Annotated in this window: 15 protein-coding genes; 6 read left to right on the forward strand and 9 right to left on the reverse strand. The window is 47.1% G+C overall.

What is annotated here, in order from left to right; all coding sequences use genetic code 11:
- The first annotated feature begins 64 nt into the window (after nt 1-64).
- From G8759_RS30305 to G8759_RS30320, 4 genes are all read left to right on the forward strand, one after another.
- Nucleotides 65-862, forward strand: a complete 798-nt coding sequence (locus tag G8759_RS30305) for an aminotransferase class IV (RefSeq protein ID WP_167216704.1) — start codon at nt 65-67, stop codon at nt 860-862.
- 369 nt (nt 863-1,231) lie between these two features.
- Nucleotides 1,232-2,056 carry a nucleoside triphosphate pyrophosphohydrolase gene (mazG, locus tag G8759_RS30310; RefSeq protein WP_232074005.1) on the forward strand — a complete coding sequence of 275 codons (825 nt, stop codon included), beginning with the start codon at nt 1,232-1,234 and terminating at the stop codon, nt 2,054-2,056.
- 39 nt (nt 2,057-2,095) lie between these two features.
- Nucleotides 2,096-2,827 carry a metallophosphoesterase family protein gene (locus G8759_RS30315; protein WP_167216706.1) on the forward strand — a complete coding sequence of 244 codons (732 nt, stop codon included), beginning with the start codon at nt 2,096-2,098 and terminating at the stop codon, nt 2,825-2,827.
- Nucleotides 2,828-2,863: 36 nt separating this feature from the next.
- Complete coding sequence (locus G8759_RS30320; RefSeq protein WP_167216708.1) at nt 2,864-3,826, forward strand: polysaccharide deacetylase family protein; 963 nt, start codon at nt 2,864-2,866, stop codon at nt 3,824-3,826.
- A 20-nt stretch (nt 3,827-3,846) separates the two neighbouring features.
- Here G8759_RS30320 and G8759_RS30325 read toward each other — a convergent pair whose 3' ends face one another.
- From G8759_RS30325 to G8759_RS30335, 3 genes are all read right to left on the reverse strand, one after another.
- On the reverse strand, nt 3,847-4,584 hold the full coding sequence (locus G8759_RS30325) for a potassium channel family protein (RefSeq protein WP_167216710.1): 738 nt from the start codon (nt 4,582-4,584) through the stop codon (nt 3,847-3,849).
- Between the two features lie 392 nt (nt 4,585-4,976).
- Entirely contained in the window at nt 4,977-5,693 is a 717-nt protein-coding gene (locus G8759_RS30330; RefSeq protein WP_167216712.1) for a LytR/AlgR family response regulator transcription factor, read from the reverse strand.
- Nucleotides 5,686-6,723 carry a sensor histidine kinase gene (locus tag G8759_RS30335; protein WP_167216714.1) on the reverse strand — a complete coding sequence of 346 codons (1,038 nt, stop codon included), beginning with the start codon at nt 6,721-6,723 and terminating at the stop codon, nt 5,686-5,688. The genes G8759_RS30330 and G8759_RS30335 overlap by 8 nt, the downstream gene beginning before the upstream one ends.
- A 187-nt stretch (nt 6,724-6,910) precedes the next feature.
- Between G8759_RS30335 and G8759_RS30340 the strand changes: the two genes are divergently transcribed.
- Complete coding sequence (locus G8759_RS30340) at nt 6,911-7,717, forward strand: DoxX family protein (RefSeq protein WP_167216716.1); 807 nt, start codon at nt 6,911-6,913, stop codon at nt 7,715-7,717.
- A 38-nt stretch (nt 7,718-7,755) separates the two neighbouring features.
- Nucleotides 7,756-8,913 (forward strand): DUF1624 domain-containing protein, encoded by a 1,158-nt coding sequence (locus G8759_RS30345; RefSeq protein WP_167216718.1) that lies wholly within the window; start codon nt 7,756-7,758, stop codon nt 8,911-8,913.
- A gap of 337 nt (nt 8,914-9,250) precedes the next feature.
- Here G8759_RS30345 and G8759_RS30350 read toward each other — a convergent pair whose 3' ends face one another.
- From G8759_RS30350 to G8759_RS30375, 6 genes are all read right to left on the reverse strand, one after another.
- Entirely contained in the window at nt 9,251-10,030 is a 780-nt protein-coding gene (locus G8759_RS30350) for a heme ABC transporter ATP-binding protein (RefSeq protein WP_167216720.1), read from the reverse strand.
- Nucleotides 10,023-11,090: a FecCD family ABC transporter permease gene (locus G8759_RS30355; protein ID WP_167216722.1), complete on the reverse strand. Its 1,068-nt coding sequence runs from the start codon at nt 11,088-11,090 to the stop codon at nt 10,023-10,025. The genes G8759_RS30350 and G8759_RS30355 overlap by 8 nt, the downstream gene beginning before the upstream one ends.
- Nucleotides 11,090-11,956: a heme/hemin ABC transporter substrate-binding protein gene (locus tag G8759_RS30360; RefSeq protein ID WP_167216724.1), complete on the reverse strand. Its 867-nt coding sequence runs from the start codon at nt 11,954-11,956 to the stop codon at nt 11,090-11,092. The genes G8759_RS30355 and G8759_RS30360 overlap by 1 nt, the downstream gene beginning before the upstream one ends.
- A 61-nt stretch (nt 11,957-12,017) precedes the next feature.
- Nucleotides 12,018-14,360, reverse strand: coding sequence for a TonB-dependent receptor (locus tag G8759_RS30365; protein ID WP_167216726.1), 2,343 nt, complete (start codon nt 14,358-14,360; stop codon nt 12,018-12,020).
- 153 nt (nt 14,361-14,513) lie between these two features.
- On the reverse strand, nt 14,514-15,062 hold the full coding sequence (locus tag G8759_RS30370) for a hypothetical protein (protein ID WP_167216728.1): 549 nt from the start codon (nt 15,060-15,062) through the stop codon (nt 14,514-14,516).
- A gap of 9 nt (nt 15,063-15,071) precedes the next feature.
- Nucleotides 15,072-18,140 carry a WD40/YVTN/BNR-like repeat-containing protein gene (locus tag G8759_RS30375; RefSeq protein ID WP_167216731.1) on the reverse strand — a complete coding sequence of 1,023 codons (3,069 nt, stop codon included), beginning with the start codon at nt 18,138-18,140 and terminating at the stop codon, nt 15,072-15,074.
- Between the last annotated feature and the right edge of the window lie 135 nt (nt 18,141-18,275).

Here is an 18,275-nt window from a genome sequence, read left to right on the forward strand (position 1 = left end):
GTTCAATGTTACAAACTTACCTTCGGGGCAACTATTATTTTGGGATAAACGGCGCAAACTAAGCATGTTTCTGGTTTATAATTCGGATATACTTACGGAAGATGAGTTTCGGCTACCAGTCGACGACCGGGCCTTCCAATATGGAGATGGCCTTTTTGAAACCATCCGTTACGAAAACAACCACCTTTGGTTCTGGCCTGACCATATGACCCGGCTCACAACCGGGATGGCAGCTCTCCGTTTACAATTACCTGTACATTTTACTGAATCGTCGGTTCAGCAGCTCATTCTTCAGTTGCTTTCGACCAATGATTTATTGACTCAACCGGCTCGCATTAAACTCCAGATCTGGCGCAAACCCGGTGGCTTGTATACGCCTACCAGCCACGAAATCAATTACTTGATCACCGCTCGCCCAGGCGTACCGTTTCATATCACCGAACAGACAAAAATAGGAATTTATAGCACAATTCGGTTATCTGAATCACCAGTATCTGCCAGTAAAACGCTTAATTCGTTACCATATATCCTGGCGGGTTTATACAAACAGGAGAACGGATTCAACGATGTCATCTTACTGAGTACAGAAGGCCATCTGGCGGAGTGCATTGCATCGAACCTGTTTTGGTTCAACGATCAAACGCTTTTTACGCCTTCGCTCAAAACCGGTTGCATCAATGGCATCGCCCGGCGGCAATTGCTCCGGCGATTTACCGATTGCCGGGAAGGTTTTTTCCTGCCTTCGGACTTAGATACTGCCGATGTCGTTTTTGCCGCAAACGTTATGAGTATTCAAATTTTGAGCGGAAAAATGACCGAAACACAAGTTGGTTCTCTTTCATCGATTTTCACTGACTGTTAGTTTAGATTTTGTCTCTGTAATCATCAAGTGCCGTGCCATCGTTAGTTATTTACTGATTTTCAAGACATTACAAAAACATAACTATCCCTCTCGTCCGAGAACGGACAGCTTTCCGATCAAAAGCGGACAAATTTTAGCTCGTTTGTCTACGAGAAATAAGGTCAGCGATACGTAGCTCCATGATCAGGCGAATCAGTCTTTGACCTGTCCTTACATCTCTTTTTCTGTTACCTTTACCTTAAGCAATGATAGCCGTTGACCGTATAAAATAACTCAGCACATCCTCCAGCCTGATCGATTGACGCTATCGCTCCACGAAACTTTCCAAAACCAATATGACTTTTTGCGTCTTATTGGTTTATGAGCCAGATGAAACAATTTCAAGACTTATCCCCCCGCCGTCAGGAGCAACTCATGGCGTTTGACCGATTACTGACCATCATGGACGAGTTGCGCGCTCAGTGCCCCTGGGACCGCAAACAAACGATGGATAGCCTACGCCACTTAACCATTGAAGAGACTTACGAACTCTCTGATGCCATCCTGGAAAAGGATATGAATGAGATCCGTAAAGAACTCGGTGATATCCAATTGCATCTGGTATTCTACGCCAAAATAGCATCGGAATCGACAACAGAATCTTCAGACCGGTTCGACATGGCCGATGTATTGACCAGTGTCTGCGAAAAATTGATAAGCCGCCATCCACATATTTACGGCGATACAGTTGCTGAAACCGAAGAACAGGTGAAAGCAAACTGGGAACAACTTAAACTAAAGGAAGGCAATAAATCTGTTTTAGGGGGTGTACCGAGCTCGTTGCCTGCTCTCGTTAAAGCCATGCGTATCCAGGAAAAAGCACGCGGAGCCGGTTTCGACTGGGAAGAGAAACAACAGGTTTGGGAAAAAGTAGAAGAAGAGATGCAGGAATTTAAAGCCGAGTTCAACACCGACACGAACGAATTGATCGATACCGAACGTGCTGAAGGTGAGTTTGGTGACCTCTTGTTCTCCCTCGTAAATTACGCCCGCTTTATTGACATAAATCCAGAAACAGCCCTTGAGCGAACAAACAAAAAGTTTATCAAACGCTTTACCTATCTGGAACAGAAGGCGCGCGCCAACGGCAAATCACTCAATGATATGACATTGGCTGAAATGGATGTATACTGGAACGAAGCCAAAACGATCTGACCCCGAACTGAGCTGATTCCGGCCCAGACTTCCCTTATCATGCGAATCGCCTTTATCACTGACATCCATATCGATACTGCCGATAAAAGGCCACAGGGTATCGACGTGCGGCAAAATTTTCTAAACGCACTGGCCTTTCTGACAGAGCTACAACCCAGTTGTCTGGTTCTTGGCGGAGATATCTGTAATACGATCGGCGACCGCGCCATTTACGAATGGGTAAAGCAGACGCTGGATACGTTGCCCTTTCCGTATTATGTCATTCCGGGCAACCACGACGATTCGGTACTGCTCGCTGAGGTGTTCGGCAGAACGAACAACCTCCACAACGACGAACTGTTTTACGCCTTGCCCCTTGAAGGTCGGCCAACTTTGTTTCTGGATACGTCGAAAGGGGAATTCTCGCCAAAACAATGGGCCTGGTTACGCGAATACATGGCGGCTCTGCGCAACAATAATGTGTTGATCTTTATGCATCACCCGCCCCTGCCAGCCGATGTGACCTATATGGACACCCATTATCCGTTTCGGCAAAGTGCTGATTTTCTTGAGTTAGCCAAAAGCTCATCATGCCATATAACAGTTGTATGTGGACATTACCATGTCGAAAAAGTGGTTCAGCGGGGTAATCTGATGATGTTACTGACACCATCAACCTTTTTCCAGATGAAGCATGACCCAACGAATATGGTCATTGATAATCATTGTGTTGGCATACGCGAAATCAACCTTACCACCCACGGAACAAACAGCACAGTCCATTATCTTTAACGGCAGGAAATCTACTTAACCAGTCTGTTCAGGGTCATGGCACGCTTTCTGAGAATCGGTTGTTTGGTCATGCTGATCAGTGCCAATGCCATGGGCCAGATGAGCGATTACCGCGTTTATTTCGGAACAACGCTTAAACGGCCGCAACAGGTCATTTTGCGGCAGTGGCAGCAAAATCGCCAGTTACGCTATCTGACAGTCAACCCGCAAACGCTTGAAACGGCTATTGTCAGTCTGCCTTCCAGTACTGTTCAACCATTGCCCTGGGTAAAGCTGGCCCAGCAATTTCAGCAAACACCGTATCTAAGGGCCATACGTGCCGAACATCAACGCGATCAGAATTTACAGGATGCCGGACTGGAACGGGCCGATACGACTGAGCGGGGCTTTAGTCTGACCATCGATCTTTGTCCCTCAAACAAACCGCTAACCCGTTCGGTATTTGAGCAGTTAATTGCCGCCTTCGAACCAGAAGAAAAACCGATTCCGATCACAATAACCATTACAGGTTTGTGGATGGCGCGCCATGCGCAGGATTTGGCCTATTTAAAAGGGTTGGTCAGTCGGGGCGACCTGACTATTACCTGGGTCAATCATTCGTACTATCATCACTACGATCCGCGCCTGCCGTTGAGTGTCAATTTTTTGCTGGAGCCCAACACAAACCTCACGAATGAGATTCTGCTCAACGAACAGGCAATGATCAAAAATGGGCTGATACCCTCGCCTTTTTTCCGATTTCCGGGCCTGGTTTCCGATAAGTTCGTGTTTGATCGGGTTCTGGCATTCGGCCTGCTCCCGATCGGCTGCGATGCCTGGTTAGCCAAAAATCAACAGCCCAAACAAGGTAGTCTTGTATTAATTCACGCCAATGGCAATGAACCGGTCGGCATTGCCGACTTTATGCGACTTATTCGACAAAAAGCGGCCTCGATCCGGAATAAAACCTGGTTGCTGTATCAGTTGCCAACGAGTATTGTCGATACAGTAGGGAAATGATCATAAGGCTAAAACGCCGGTCATTCCATGAGTCGTTTTTCCAATTCCTCAACTTTCTGCCGTAGCTGACGAATTTCATCAATCAGTATGTGTATCTCGTCCTGCCCTTTTTCCTGATCTTCTTCAATAAAGAAATTGGCAACGTAACCTGTAAACGTCCCAAACAGACCTACCCCGGCAATCATTAGGACTGCCGCAATGAACCGCCCAAGCGTTGTAACCGGGAATCGATCCCCATACCCAACGGTCGTAATTGTAACAAACGCCCACCAGAGTGCATCGGAAGGGGTTTTGATGTTTGCTTCCGGCACCTTTTCCACGTATAAAATCGCCACCGCGCCGAAAATCATGAGTAACACCGAACTGAGCAGTACGACGGAAAGTGTTCCGTTAGCGCGGTTTCGGAAGAGATATGTCAGGAATTCGCGCATCGAACGGAACGCCCGAACCATGCGCAGGATTCGGACAACGCGCACTAATTGCCCTAATCGAAACCAGTCGAGAGCCGGAATGCTGGCCAATAGATCGATCCAGCCCCACCGCATAAATTTCAGTTTGTCGGGAGCCTGATAGAGCCTCAGAAAGAAATCGAACAGAAAATAAACACAGATACCCGTATCGATCTGGTCGAGTAATTGCCGGGTATCCTCATACATGGGCACCAGTTCCCGAATAAGCAGAGCCAGGACAACATACACTGACAATACCAGCATGATAACCTGATGCAACGTCAGTTTTGAATAGGTTGGTTGGCTCATACCGGATAAAATTGCCTGATCACAGACCGTAAAATGCTGGATGAATCGTAAAGCTGATTTAAAGAACTGGTAAAAGTTGCTTAATCCAATTTTTTCGTCAGGATTCTTTGGCTCCAAGCCGTGCACCTCAGCCGCGGATGGTGGTTACTAAGGATGCGCCAACAAACCACGGCCTTATTTTTATAGTACGATGATGCTGTGCTGCAATATGAACTCAAAATGGCAGTACTAAGTCTGCTCATTGAGCAACTCATGTAGGCGGTCGGCCGCGGCTCCAGATCCGGGATTTCTAAAGCCAACCCTGTAACCCATGTTTCGACCTACACAGGTGCATTTTTCAAGCCACGTAGGATGGCCGACGCCCACAGTTCAATGGGTCGATCTGGTGACTCTCACCTGAGAAGAATACGTTCCTGGACCTTTCGGAAAAATATTCCTTTATATAGCCGGCCCAGCGGAAGTATTTCGGTCGCTAGATGAACCTGATCAGCATTGTAACTCAGAAGCTTATCCCAGGCAATAATAAACGATTTGTGTACCCGAATGAACTTATCCTCAGGTAGTTTCTCGGCCATAAACCCTAGTTTTTCGGAGGCTACGTACGACTTTTCAATCGTGTGCACCCGTATATAATCACCCAATCCCTCCATAAAAATAATGTCTTTCAGGAAAATTTTAGTTTGATCCCGGCCAACCTTAAAGAACATATACATCTCCTCATAGCGACCGGGAAGCTGGGCAGGAACCTCAGGGCTGTTTTGATAGTGCAGGTATTTGGAAACGGCCCGCATGAATCGTTCCTGGGTGATGGGTTTCACTAAGTAATCTAACGCATCCAGTTCGAAGGCCGTAGCCGCGTACTCCCGATAGGCCGTCGTTAGAATGATCTTCGGACTGGTCTTTACCGATCGTATCAACTCAAGACCGGACATTCTGGGCATCTGAATATCCAGAAATGCCAGGTCAACCGGGTTTGTCTGCAAAAACGTGAATCCATCGACCGCATTGTCTAAGGAGGCTAAAACGGTAAAACCGTTCAGCGTTGAAAGATGCTCAATGAGCAGCGCCCTGGCCGGAGCTTCATCATCAACAATTAAGCAATTAGTCATTTGTCAACGGTTTAATTGTCAAACGAATCAGGTACGAATGAGGCTCGTCAATAATGGTTAGCTCATGCGCATCCGGATAGAGTAATACCAATCTTTTTTTTACGTTCGACAAGCCAATCCCCCCGGTAGTGGATACAGGGATTTGGCCTTGTTCTTCCTTACTGTTGGCGATCTTAACCGAAAATTTGCCGTCCAGCCTGGAAATATCGATACGAATCCAGCTGAATCCCGGCGAGCTAGCCACGCCATGTTTAAAGCTGTTCTCCACCAAAGGCAACAAGAGTAACGGAGCGATCTGGATATCATCGATAGGGGTATAGAGATTAATCGATACGTCCAGTTTGGGGCCATACCTGTTTTTTTGAAGTTCGATATAATGGTCGATATAGGCAATCTCCGTCGCTAAAGGTACTATCGCCTGAGTTGATGCATACAAATTATACTCCAGAAAACCCGACAGATGAGCAATCAGTGATGCCGTCTCAGGACTACGTTTCAAGGCTGTCGCATACATATTATTTAACGTATTGAACACAAAATGAGGCTGAACCTGCGCTTTCAACAGGTCCAGTTCGGCCGTTGTTTGCTGTTGCACCAATTGCTGTACTCGAAATCGTTCTTCATACCAGGATTGTATAAAATAATACAAAGCATATAAGCCAGCTATCGTGTATAGATTCACAAAATCGACCAGCATTTTTCCCAGCGAAAACAACGGCATATGCTGGGCTTGGGGAAAGTACCTGGGATAGATCAGGTAATAATTGATATACCGCCTGAGGACCAGCAAAACAAGGGAGAAGAGCGCCAGATACACCCAATCGATTGCCTGGCTGGTTTCTACCAAACGCTTCTTTAGCAAGAAATGAACGGCCAGCCTGGAAAAGAGGAAAGCGACGGGCAGGGCCATGCAGGCGTTGATAAAGTAGTCGTGATAATTGCCGTATAGAGACGCCAGACCCAACCACTGATACAGGAAGTACAGCAGCCAAAAAATAGCATTAAATGCAAGGTCTCGATTTAAGTTCATGAGCTGGCCATCTCAAACTAAGGTAAGCGTTTTAAGGGTCGGTGAGCTACTGCGGTACCCTATTTTCGGTCAACGACCCTATTTTTCGGTCAACGGTGAATACCGATGAATTGGGTTGTGTACAGACAATACGGCTGGGCGTAACGACTTGTCTTTACTTTTGAGCATACATCACTGAGAGATCACCATGAAACAACTGATACGAATCGGCCAGGCTTTTTATGCGGCCGCTCTTTTTGTGTATGGTTGTCAACAAGTTTATTTTGGCAGCTTCCGAGATGTATTTTTCTCGGTCTATCAGCTTCACCTTCCGTTCCTGAATGTATTCGCTTTTCTCTTTGGACTCTATCTGATCATCACGGGCGCTTTACTGGTTGTACCGGGTACCGGGAAAAAAGCGGCTCTCCTGCTGGGGGCGATCTGGATGGCGCTGTTCCTGGGAACCCATATGACTTACGAGCTCATCTCCGAACCCAATAAACTGTATCACTTAGGCTTGTGGACAACTCCTTTGAAGGAACTGGCCCTGGCTGGTGGTGCCTTTGTGGTAGCCTACTCGTTTGAGAACTCCTTGACCGGTAAGCTAGCAGTGTTGGAAAAAATTATGCCCTATGGCAATTTGTTTTTCCTCTACACCATGACCAGCTATGGGATCTCCCACCTAATTTATGCAGAGTTTCTGGTCAATACCGTTCCCGACTGGATGGCAAACCACCTGTTTTGGGTAAACCTGACGGGAATCGCCTTAACCGCTTCCGGCATAGCGATTATGCTGGGAATCCGGATACGAATCATTGCCCTGTTACTCTCGCTGATGATCTTTTTGTGGTTTTGGCTAGTCCATGTCCCCGGTGCACTGTCGAACCCCGTCGCCAATCGAGGCAATCTCCTGGCTAGTGCGTTTGACGCGCTTGCCTACAGCGGGGTGGCCTTACTAATTGGTCTTACCATGAAGCAGCAGAAGTGGGTAGAGGACATCGAACGTTGGCGATGATGCGCCATAGCGGATTGACCCGAGAAATACCAAGAAGCATGAAACGAAACAACAGTATTGATGTGATGCGCGGTCTGGTCATGATCATTATGGCCCTGGACCACGTTCGGGATCTGATGCATACCACCTCATTATCGCAGTCCCCCACGGACCTGACCACCACTACGCCTGCTTTATTTTTCACCCGATGGATTACTTACTTATGTGCCCCGACTTTTGTATTTCTAGCCGGTACCTCCGCTTTTCTTTCCATGAACGCCAAACACGATCTGGCCGCTACCAGGCGCTTTTTGCTTCTAAGGGGGATCTGGCTGGTTGTGGTGGAATTCAGTGTGGTCAATTTCGGCATGTGGTTCGACCCACATTTCGATTTCCTGATCGCTGAGGTGATTGCCGCCATTGGGGTTGGATTCCTTATCCTCAGCCTGCTGTTAAGCTTGCCTCCCCGGACGATAGGGGTTATCGGAGGTATGATCGTCGCTCTTCATCCATTGGTCAGCCTGGTGCCGGTTCCAGACAACGTGCTCTTTAAAGTTCTGATGTCTCTTTTCTCTCCCATGGCTTTCCCATATGCTACCGGGAAACTATTTTTTGTTGCCTACCCGCCGGTTCCCTGGCTCGGCATTATGCTGATCGGCTACAGTGCCGGTAGTTTTTTTACGTCAACAGAAAAAGAACAACGACGGATCTTTCTGAGGGTAGGATTGTTGTCGCTGGGCTTATTTACTGCGTTACGAGTAGCTAACGTTTATGGTGATCCGGTTAACTGGTCCCCACAAAAGAATCTACTCTACACATTTCTATCATTCGTCAACGTGACCAAATATCCCCCATCACTGCAATTCTGTCTTCTTTTTCTGGGGCTCATGTTTCTAATTCTTTCGGGAGTACAAGGTGTTAAAAACAAATGGACGGATATCGTATGTGTGTATGGAAAAACCCCACTGTTCTATTTCCTGGTGCACTGGTATTTGATACACCCGCTTGTTTTTGTCATGGTCTTCCTGCAAGGATTCCACTGGTCTGACCTGGTATTCGGCTCTAACTTCGGCCGACCAAAAACAGGCAGCGGAGTGGAGTTATGGGCAATTTATGTCATTTGGGTCTTCATTGTCCTGGCGATGTACCCGCTTTGTCATTGGTATGGAAACTATAAGGAGCGTCATAAAGAGCAAACATGGCTTCGTTATATCTAAGCGAAACGCAAACGTTTTTCAATAAGTAACGTATTAAAAGCTAGAAACAGACCAAGATTCATTGCACCCCTTTTCTCTTATTTGATGGCAATTGTGCCCAGGCGATGACCTTTTATCAGCAGTGTCTGGGTGGAGGCTTAACCCTGACCCAATTGGCGGATACGCCCATGAAGGAGCAATCCCTCCCTCGACAGGCGCAGCCAAATGTACTATTTTATTGACCGTGAATAAGTTGTGCTAAACGATTGATGTATGATCCAATGCGTCTCCATCACGTTACAGACTCATTCACGTGTCTATAACGTAACGCGGTTTTTGGTTTGACCTCACAATCCAATTAATAAACCATCACTCTTCGCCCAGTTTGAGGATGGGTCATAAAACAGGGTCGGAGCTGAAAGACCGTTTCGATCGTGGTTTCAGTTAATATTTCGTCGGGAGTACCCATGCCGACCAGGTGTCCCTCATGCATCAGAATTACTTTATGGGCGTATTGCAGAGCTAAGTTTAAATCATGGACAATGACAAATACGACCATGTTCTGCGATGCCAGACTACTTACCAAATTCAGAATCTGATGCTGATACTGAATATCTAAGGCCGATATGGGTTCATCTAAAAATAAGTACTTAATCGACTGGTCTGTTGGTTGTCTATGTAACTGAGCCAGTACCCGCGCCAAATGCACCTTTTGTTTCTCCCCTCCGGAAAGAGAGGCAAAGGGACGACTTTTGAAGGATATCATGCCTACCCTATCCAGACACTGATCTACTATATGGTTGTCCGCAACGGTAGGATTAAGGCTGAAATAAGGGTAACGACCCATCATGACTACCTCTGCTACGCTCAAATCGAACGGCAATGATAGCAATTGGGAAAGAACAGCTTTCTTCTTGGCTAAAGTGCTAAGAGGGATCGACTTCAGGGGTTGATCACCGTACCAGACCTGGCCTTGATTGGGCGTTTCTGTACCGGACAACAACTTTAATAACGTACTTTTCCCGGCCCCATTAGGGCCTAATATCATGGTAAACTCACCGGGCATCAGCGTCAGTGAAACATCGTCAATCAGGAGATTATCCCCAATTCGAAAGGACAGATTTTCTGCTTTAAGCATAAAACCCTCCTTTTTGAAATGATCGGGTGTTCCGAATTAGAAGCCAGATAAACACGGGTGCGCCAACAAATGCGGTGATGACGCCAATTGGAAATTCGGCGGGAGCAACCAGTCTTCGAGCCAGGGTGTCGGCTAGGGTGAGTAAGGATCCGCCTAGCAGAGCTGAAGCAATAACCAGAAACCGATTATCCGATGTTTTTAGTAGCCGTAAGAGGTGCGGCACCACCAGCCCAACGAACGAAATCACCCCCACCATGGCGGTACCGATAGCAACCAGTAGGGTGTTTAATAACAGTATTTGAATCTTGAGCCGGTCGATGTTGTAGCCTAAATGCCGCACCTCATCTTCTCCCAAAATCAGTATATTCAAGGCTTTGGTGAATCGAAGGGAAAGTAAAATACCAATTGTTGTAACAGGTAATACAATGTAGAACTGTGTCCAGTCGGCTCCGGAAAATGTACCCAGATTCCAGAACGTGATGGAACGGGCTTGCGGGTCACGGGCAATATACGACAGAAAGCCAGTGCCACCCGTAGCCAGCGCGTTAATGGCAATGCCCGCCAGAATCATCGTGGCCACATTCACTTTGCCGCTTGCCGATGCGATTCTATACACGAGTAGGGTGGCTAAAAAAGCAAAAGTAAAGGCTACGCAGGGTAATAGAAACAGCCCCAGCGCGTCGGTGAAGGCCCAATTGATGTTCTTGCCAAGCACAAATACCAGAGCCGCGCCAAGTGCAGCTCCGGAACTGGTACCTACCAGTCCCGGCTCAACAATAGGGTTTCGAAATAACGCCTGCATCAGAACACCTGATACCGACAGTCCAGCTCCAACCGTGGCACAAAGCAATACTCTAGGGAGTCGTATCTGAAGAAAAAGCCCCTGCGAAACAGGTTCAACAGAGGTATTCGTCAGACCCATGCCATTCAGTAAAATATGCCCGATATCGTCGAACGTCAGGTCAACGGCACCAATTCGCAGTGCTGCCACGATGGACAGCACCAAGAGAATCGCTAAAAGAACGTACCAGTTGCCCCGTGTTAAGGAAGATAATTTCATTACTGGTGTATTAACTTCATGAGCATCAAGATATTTTCACCTGTGCGAGGGCCTAAGTAAATCAGATCGTGCTCTTCAATGCGGTAAATCTTTTTATTTTTCCCCGCAGGCGTCAGGGCAATGCCAGGCAGCGTTGCTAGTTTCTCCGCGTTGCCCAGTCGGTCGTAGCCAAAATCAGTAACCAGAATGATGTCGGGTTGGGCTTTGCTGATGATTTCGGGACTAAGCGGTTTCATGCCTTTCAATGTGTCCATTACGTTTTTGCCACCGGCCATCTCCAGCATATAAGAAGCAGTTCCCGCTTTACCAATAACCAGGTAGTTGTTAATGACACGGCCGAAATGGATAATCGCTACTTTAGGCACCGTCTTATACTGCTTTACGCTTTCGGCAGCTTTGGCCAGATCAGCATCTAGTTTCGTTTTCAGACTATCGGCCTGTTTCTGGGCACCAAACTGGGTGGCTAGCGTATCAAACAAGGCTTTGACTTCGGGGATGGTATGCGCATCTGGAAATACCTTCATCGGCACGCCTACCTTTTCCAGTTGCTTCATAACCGCTTCCGGTGCAACGTTACCATCATGATAAACAACGGTCGGTTTAAGCGCGATAATACCTTCTGCATTGAGCATACGGTGGTAACCCACTTTGGTTAGCTTCTGCGCAGCAGTTGGATAGGTACTGGACAAGTCAACACCAACTAACTGATCACCCGCACCAAGAGCGTATATCAGTTCCGTTAATTGCTTGGCAACGCAGACGATTCGTTGTTTACCAGTTGCTTGCTGATCTTTTTGAGTAGATGTACAAGCCGTGAGGCTAAGGGTCGTAAGCGCCACTAAAAGGGCTATTTTATGGATTTTCATGGATTAGTCGATGATTAGTGTTCAGTGACGCAAAATGGTGTCACTGAACAGGCACAAAAAATTAAAATATATACTTCAGCATTGCCCCTGAATAGAAAGTAATCTTCGGTGACGGATTATAGGCTAGTGGACGGTTGTTTGCCGGATTGGCCAGGTTAAGGAATACCAGCGACGAATACGTGCTGCTCAAGAGGTTGTCAGAGCCCACATATACGTCGAGATTGAAGTGATTTCCTAAGCCACTACGATAGCCCAACTTCCCATTTACAAGCGTGTAAGCATCGGCGAAATGGCTGTTGGGCAGGTTAATAGGCATTTTGTCGACGTACATCATCGTTCCATTTAGGTAAAAACCAGCCCGAGTCTCCAGATCAACACCCGCGTTCAACAGATTTGGCGCAATGCCCGACTCTTTTTTACCCGTGTAATCGACTGTTTTGGCATCGCTGTTATTGTCACTTTTATAGTCCTTGTAATAAAAATCGCTGTAGGTATAGGAAACAAACGGACGGATCAGCGAAACCGCTCCGGCATTAGGACGATAAGCATATTGAACAGCAAGTTCTAGTCCATTGTGCTGCACTTTCCCCGCGTTGGTCGTTATTGAATAAGCTGGCACTGTAGAGGTGGCAGCGAATCCTTGTGGAACCAATTTATCCGTTACGGCCATGCTAAAGTAGGCGATTTCGTAGGTGAGTGATTTATTCAGAAAGCTCCCTTTGCTGCCGATCTCATAGTTAATCCCTTGTTCTGGCCGAAGATCATAGTTCACAACGCCAGTCTGTGCAATGATTACCTGATTAGTACTCGGTGCCGAATACCCCTTACTAATGCTGGCATAAAGCGACACGTTATTCATGACCTGGTAAGCGAGAGCGGCCCGAGGAGCCAGGATAGGCTTGAATCGCTTATATCCCGACACATTGACATACAGGGGTGTTGTAGTAGCTGCGCGCATATCCGTAATGCCGTACTCCACATAGTTGAGGCCTGCACCCGCCGATAAAGTTAGCTTAGGGGCAATTTGCAGGGCTGCCTGTGCGAATAAACTGTACTGCATCGCCTGTACTTCCAGATCTGAGCGGAGTGCTCCCAGAATATTATTTGATAATCCATATCCTTTGGCGTAGTTGAAGTTCTTTAAAAACTCACCACCAACACTAATCGTAGGTCGTAACGGGCTGGCATCATTGCTATACGTGAATACAGACCGGCCTCCAAATTTGAACTTGTTTGACTTATTGACCCCAGCAGCAAAGGGCTGATCAATGATCTGTCCACCCACAAATAGGGTTGTTTTGTTGGAAAACCGATCCGTGAACTGGTAGTTGTGACTGAGTCCAACTCGGGCACTCTCCGTTTTAATGCTGGCATTGTTGGCGACATATACCGGGTCTGAGCTTTCGGGTTGTTCCAATATGGCAACGCTGTCTATTTCTCCGGCTAGCAGGTCATACGAATTAGTGTAGCCGACAAAGACCGACATTGACCGTTTGGCACTCATATAAGTGTCGCTGGTGATACTCAAAAAATCTTTTTGAGAACCGCCGTGTGTCCGGAATCCGTCGTATTTCTGGTGACCATAGTTAATATTCAGGCTGGTATTATCGGTGCCGATTTTCAGGGATGTGTTCGTTCGGAATAAGCCATACGATCCGCCCAAAACCTGCTGACTAATGCTCGTTTTGCCGATGGGTGCCCGTTCAGTATAGAAATTAACAACGCCACCAATCGCATTCCCATACGAGCTTGATCCGGGTCCTTTTAATACCTCAACCCGGCTCAGGGTTGTAAAGTCTATGTCGTCCAGAAAAGTAGTGCCATCACCATCAGTGAGTGGAATATCGTTCAGATAAGCTTTGTACCCAACTCCATTGAAGTTAGTCTGATTACCATAACCGCGTATAACGATCCGGTTTCCGGCAGCTATGGTACGCATTTCAACTTTCACACCGGGAATCAGGTTTACGTAATTTTGGAGGTGAATTCCATTCGTTCGTTGAATATCCCGGCTGGTAATCAAACCCACGGCTCCAGCAGTACGCTGAATCGTTTGGGGTGTCGAATAGCCTGCTACTATCACTTCGTTCAGGTCTGTGTTCGATGGGTCCAGTTCAATCGTCAGGTTACGTGTACTCGCTTTAACACGTACGGTTAACGTTTGATAGCCAATTGCGGAAATTTGAAGTTGATCTCCTTCATTGGCCGACAGGTTAAATTCCCCTTTGTCATCAGCGGTTGTACCCCGGCTTGTCCCGTCAATCAGTACCGTTGCGCCAACGATAGGCTGAGAATTAGTTGGGTCCACAATACGCCCCGTTATCGCTTGCTGGGCATACAGGATTGTACTTATTCCGCTTAGCATAAGTACAGCAATAATATATCGAATATAGATTGATTTCATAATGCAGGTGATTGTTTGGAAACAGAAAGTTCTGCCAGACGGGAAGTACCGATCCGGAATTTTAGACACGCGACCAGGCATTATCGGCTTAGATAATGTAGTGAAGAATAAGTAGACCGAACAGCTTGCCCTGGCAAGTCAACGGGAGATTCCCTATAAATTGGGCGGGGGAGCGAGTACTTCCAGTAGTGGTAGCCTGATGCGAATAGGGAAATAGGCAAAGAAAGCCGTCTGTTTGGACAGGTTGCCCCCTGGCACTGGAGTAATTGACCCAGACCGGGGCAAAATAAAGGGACTAAACCATTTGATTCGTTTCGTGTGGGAACGGGAGCTTAGGGGTTGACGATCGGTATTCACCTTTTTCTCATAGAGCCAGGCAGCTTCCTGCATGAGTTCAGTTTCAGCTTTATCCCGAAAACCATAGATATACAACGTATCTGAACGAAGTTCGCGATGGAGCACATCAATCATTTCACCCTGCCACTCGAATTCTCCATCACTAGCCAGATACTCATTCTGGTGAGAAAGTACTTTTTGAGGAATTTTTAGTAGAATCAGTTCATCCGTTGCGAAATACGATTGATGCGCAAACGCCCATTTTGCCATCCATTCGCTGGCATAGTAATACCCATAAATACCACCAAGTAAACAGGCGCTACTAACCAGAACAATGCGGGCAATATGCTTGTGGAGGTGCTGCACAGAGTAAGGTCACATACCAATACTTTTCACCGTCTTTGTTTTTAACAATACATCTAGTTCTGCCATTTGCTTGTCCAGATCAGCAGACAATTCTTCATATACTTTGTAAGAACCGTCTGTAGGTTTAGCATCGCCGTTTTCCACACTCCGCCATAGCGAAGCCAGTCGATTGTTCAGTTTGATTGGAAAGTTCAATGGGTCCTGTCCACTCTGGTTCCGAATTTGATATAGATTCTCTTCAATAATACTTAGCTGTTCTTTCAGCTTTCTATTAGACGGACTGTCGGGTTGTTTGGACAGCTTTTCTTTTAGCGTCCTTATCTGAATTACCGCTTCGTTTGCTTTACTGGTCTGGTCACGCAGTTTCATCGCCATCTTGAATTGCTCATCAACATCGGCGGTGGTAACACCCTTTAACCGGGGATCGAGTCTGATCTCGAAGGGCTGTGTAAATGATTGATCGCCCACGGTTAGCCGGACCTGATATTGACCCGGTAAGGCCAATGGACCCGACGTTGGACGTGCTCCCCACATGATCATGCCTTTGAAGTAAGTAGCTCCCGGATATCGGAGATCCCATTCGTACCGATTCAACCCAGCGGCCGTTGTCGGCAATTTGACCTTTGGTTTCCCGGCATCATCGTCGTCATCCTCATTGTCTTTGGGGTTCGTTGGTTTATTGCCCTTAAATGACTGTATAATCGCTCCGGCAGCATCCAGGATTTCGATTTTAAGACTGTCGACCTGTTTAGCTAAATAATACTGAAATACGGCTGGCTGTACCCTTCTGACTGCATAATAAGGCTTAAACAGATGAACTGGTTTCTTGGCCAGATCGGACGTAAACTCGCGAACGGGTGCAATATCGTCCAGTATATAGATCGACCGACCATGCGTACCAAGTACAACATCTTTTTCCGTAACCTGAATATCGGCAATCTGCGTATCAGGCAATTTAAACTGAAGTGGTTGCCAGGTATCGCCATCGTTAAATGAAACCCAGACACCATGTTCCATCCCCGCATAAAGCAGCCCAGGGCGCGTGATATCCTCCCGAATCGTGTGGGCAAAATCATCAGATTGAAGCCCGGTAATGATCTTTTTCCAGGTTTTGCCGTAATCATTCGTTTTGTAGATGTAAGGCGTCCGATCATCCATCTGATAGCGTTTGGCGGCTACATAGGCAGTTCCGGGTTTGTGATGCGAGGCTTCTATAATACTCACACGGGTGTGCTTAGGCAAGTCTGGCGGGGTAATATTCTGCCAGGTTTTGCCATGATCGCGCGTTATATGAATCAGACCATCGTCCGAACCGGCCCATATCGTGTTGACATCGTGGTAAGAAGGAGCAAGCGCAAATACGGTTGCGTAGATTTCAGGACCGTTCATGTCCATAGTAATAACCCCACCGCTTTTGCCAAGTGTCGTTGTATCCGCTAACGTTAAATCTGGGCTGATTTTTTCCCAACTCTGACCTTCACTGGTTGATACCCAAACGTGTTGAGAACAGACATATAAGCGGTTTGGGTCTTTGGGAGAAAACACAATTGGGTATGTCCACTGCCAGCGCTCAGGAAGTGCACTGGCCGGCTCACCCGAAAAGAAACGAGGATACACCTGCACATCACGGGTTTGCCCGGTCGATCGGTCGTAGCGGGTTAATAATGCTCCTTGACTACCTGCATAAAAGATATCAGGGTTCTTAGGGTCCTGGGCAATATAACCGCTTTCTCCTCCACCTACTTCATACATCCATTCTGCTTTTTTAATGCTATTGCTCTTTACCAGTTTATTCGTCCAGCCCTCACTCGCAACAGCTACAGTTGTGTTATCCTGTTGTGCCCCTGCAATGTGATAAGGAAAATCGCTGGTCGCGGTAATGTGATACAATTGGGCCGTTGGAAAGTTCTCGTCGGTCCAGGTTTTGCCGCCATTGACCGAAACCGCTCCTCCGCCGTCATTAGAGGTAATCATGCGGGTAGAGTCGGCGGGGTCAATCCATAGATCGTGATTATCTCCGTGAGGTACGGTAATTGATTTGTTGAACTTGACGCCACCATCCGTCGATTTGTAAAAGTTAACATTCAGGCAGTAGACACCATTTTTGTCGAGTGGATCGGCATAAATACGAGAATAATAAAAGGCACGCTGGCGCAATTTCCGTTCGTCATTGACGTGCTTCCAGGTCATTCCAGCATCATCTGAGCGGTAAACACCACCATCTTCTGCTTCCACAATTGCCCAGACCCGGTTTGGATCGACTGGTGAGACAGTTACCCCAATCTTACCGACAGTTCCTTTTGGCATACCTGGTTTACGAGTTAATTCGGTCCAGGTATCTCCTCCATCCGTGGATTTGAACAGGCCTGACGCACCGCCACCACCCCACATTTTCCAGGGTTTCCGGTAGACTTCCCAAATCGAGGCATAAAGAACGTTTGGGTTCTTTCGGTCAATGATTACATCTACTCCTCCTGCCTTATCACCCTTATAAAGTACTTTTTTCCAGGTTTTCCCCCCGTCATTCGTTCTGAAAATGCCGCGTTCCTCATTCGGGCCATAGGGGTGACCAAGTGCCGCTACGAATACAATATCTGGATTTGTTGGATGTATTCGAACACGAGCAATCGCCTGCGTATTTTTCAGACCGATATTAGTCCAGGTCTTACCAGCATTGGTTGTTTTGTAGACGCCATCTCCCTGCATGATGTTTCCTCGCAACTGGGTTTCGCCAGTTCCAATGTAAACTATATCTGGATTGGACTCTGCCACGGCTACCGCTCCTACCGACGAGCTCTTTAGCTGACCATCTGTGACGGGTGCCCAACTTTGGCCACCATCGGTAGTTTTCCACAATCCACCGCCCACTGCACCAAAATAATATTCCTGTTTGCGGCTGGGCGAACCTGCTGCGCCCAGCGACCGCCCACCTCGGGTAGGCCCAATATTGCGCCAGGCCATGCCTTTAAAAACAGGATTAACTGCTGTATCGGTGGGGATCGAGGCCTGTGCCCATGCCGGACTATTTACGAATGAATTGGCAACAATGCCGATAAAAAATAAAACTATGTACTTCATTGGTTGAGTAGGGTTTTGACAAAATATGGACTCATAAAGCCGTTTGAGCGCATCAACTCGCGAGACAATCGGTAGGAAATAGCGAATAAGATCAAAAGCAAACAAACTTAGGCAAGTCCTCTACCATTTCACAAT

Source organism: Spirosoma aureum (assembly GCF_011604685.1).
GTDB classification, from domain to species: Bacteria; Bacteroidota; Bacteroidia; order Cytophagales; family Spirosomataceae; genus Spirosoma; species Spirosoma aureum.

What these genes read in the sequence shown, in the direction of transcription:
- mazG (WP_232074005.1), top strand. Translation starts at nt 1,232, where the DNA reads ATGAAACAATTTCAAGACTTATCCCCCCGCCGTCAGGAGCAACTCATG.
- G8759_RS30345 (WP_167216718.1), top strand. Translation starts at nt 7,756, where the DNA reads ATGAAACGAAACAACAGTATTGATGTGATGCGCGGTCTGGTCATGATC.
- G8759_RS30340 (WP_167216716.1), top strand. Translation starts at nt 6,911, where the DNA reads ATGAAACAACTGATACGAATCGGCCAGGCTTTTTATGCGGCCGCTCTT.
- G8759_RS30335 (WP_167216714.1), bottom strand. Translation starts at nt 6,723, where the DNA reads ATGAACTTAAATCGAGACCTTGCATTTAATGCTATTTTTTGGCTGCTG.
- G8759_RS30375 (WP_167216731.1), bottom strand. Translation starts at nt 18,140, where the DNA reads ATGAAGTACATAGTTTTATTTTTTATCGGCATTGTTGCCAATTCATTC.
- G8759_RS30305 (WP_167216704.1), top strand. Translation starts at nt 65, where the DNA reads ATGTTTCTGGTTTATAATTCGGATATACTTACGGAAGATGAGTTTCGG.
- G8759_RS30365 (WP_167216726.1), bottom strand. Translation starts at nt 14,360, where the DNA reads ATGAAATCAATCTATATTCGATATATTATTGCTGTACTTATGCTAAGC.
- G8759_RS30315 (WP_167216706.1), top strand. Translation starts at nt 2,096, where the DNA reads ATGCGAATCGCCTTTATCACTGACATCCATATCGATACTGCCGATAAA.
- G8759_RS30350 (WP_167216720.1), bottom strand. Translation starts at nt 10,030, where the DNA reads ATGCTTAAAGCAGAAAATCTGTCCTTTCGAATTGGGGATAATCTCCTG.
- G8759_RS30325 (WP_167216710.1), bottom strand. Translation starts at nt 4,584, where the DNA reads ATGAGCCAACCAACCTATTCAAAACTGACGTTGCATCAGGTTATCATG.
- G8759_RS30360 (WP_167216724.1), bottom strand. Translation starts at nt 11,956, where the DNA reads ATGAAAATCCATAAAATAGCCCTTTTAGTGGCGCTTACGACCCTTAGC.
- G8759_RS30320 (WP_167216708.1), top strand. Translation starts at nt 2,864, where the DNA reads ATGGCACGCTTTCTGAGAATCGGTTGTTTGGTCATGCTGATCAGTGCC.
- G8759_RS30355 (WP_167216722.1), bottom strand. Translation starts at nt 11,090, where the DNA reads ATGAAATTATCTTCCTTAACACGGGGCAACTGGTACGTTCTTTTAGCG.
- G8759_RS30330 (WP_167216712.1), bottom strand. Translation starts at nt 5,693, where the DNA reads ATGACTAATTGCTTAATTGTTGATGATGAAGCTCCGGCCAGGGCGCTG.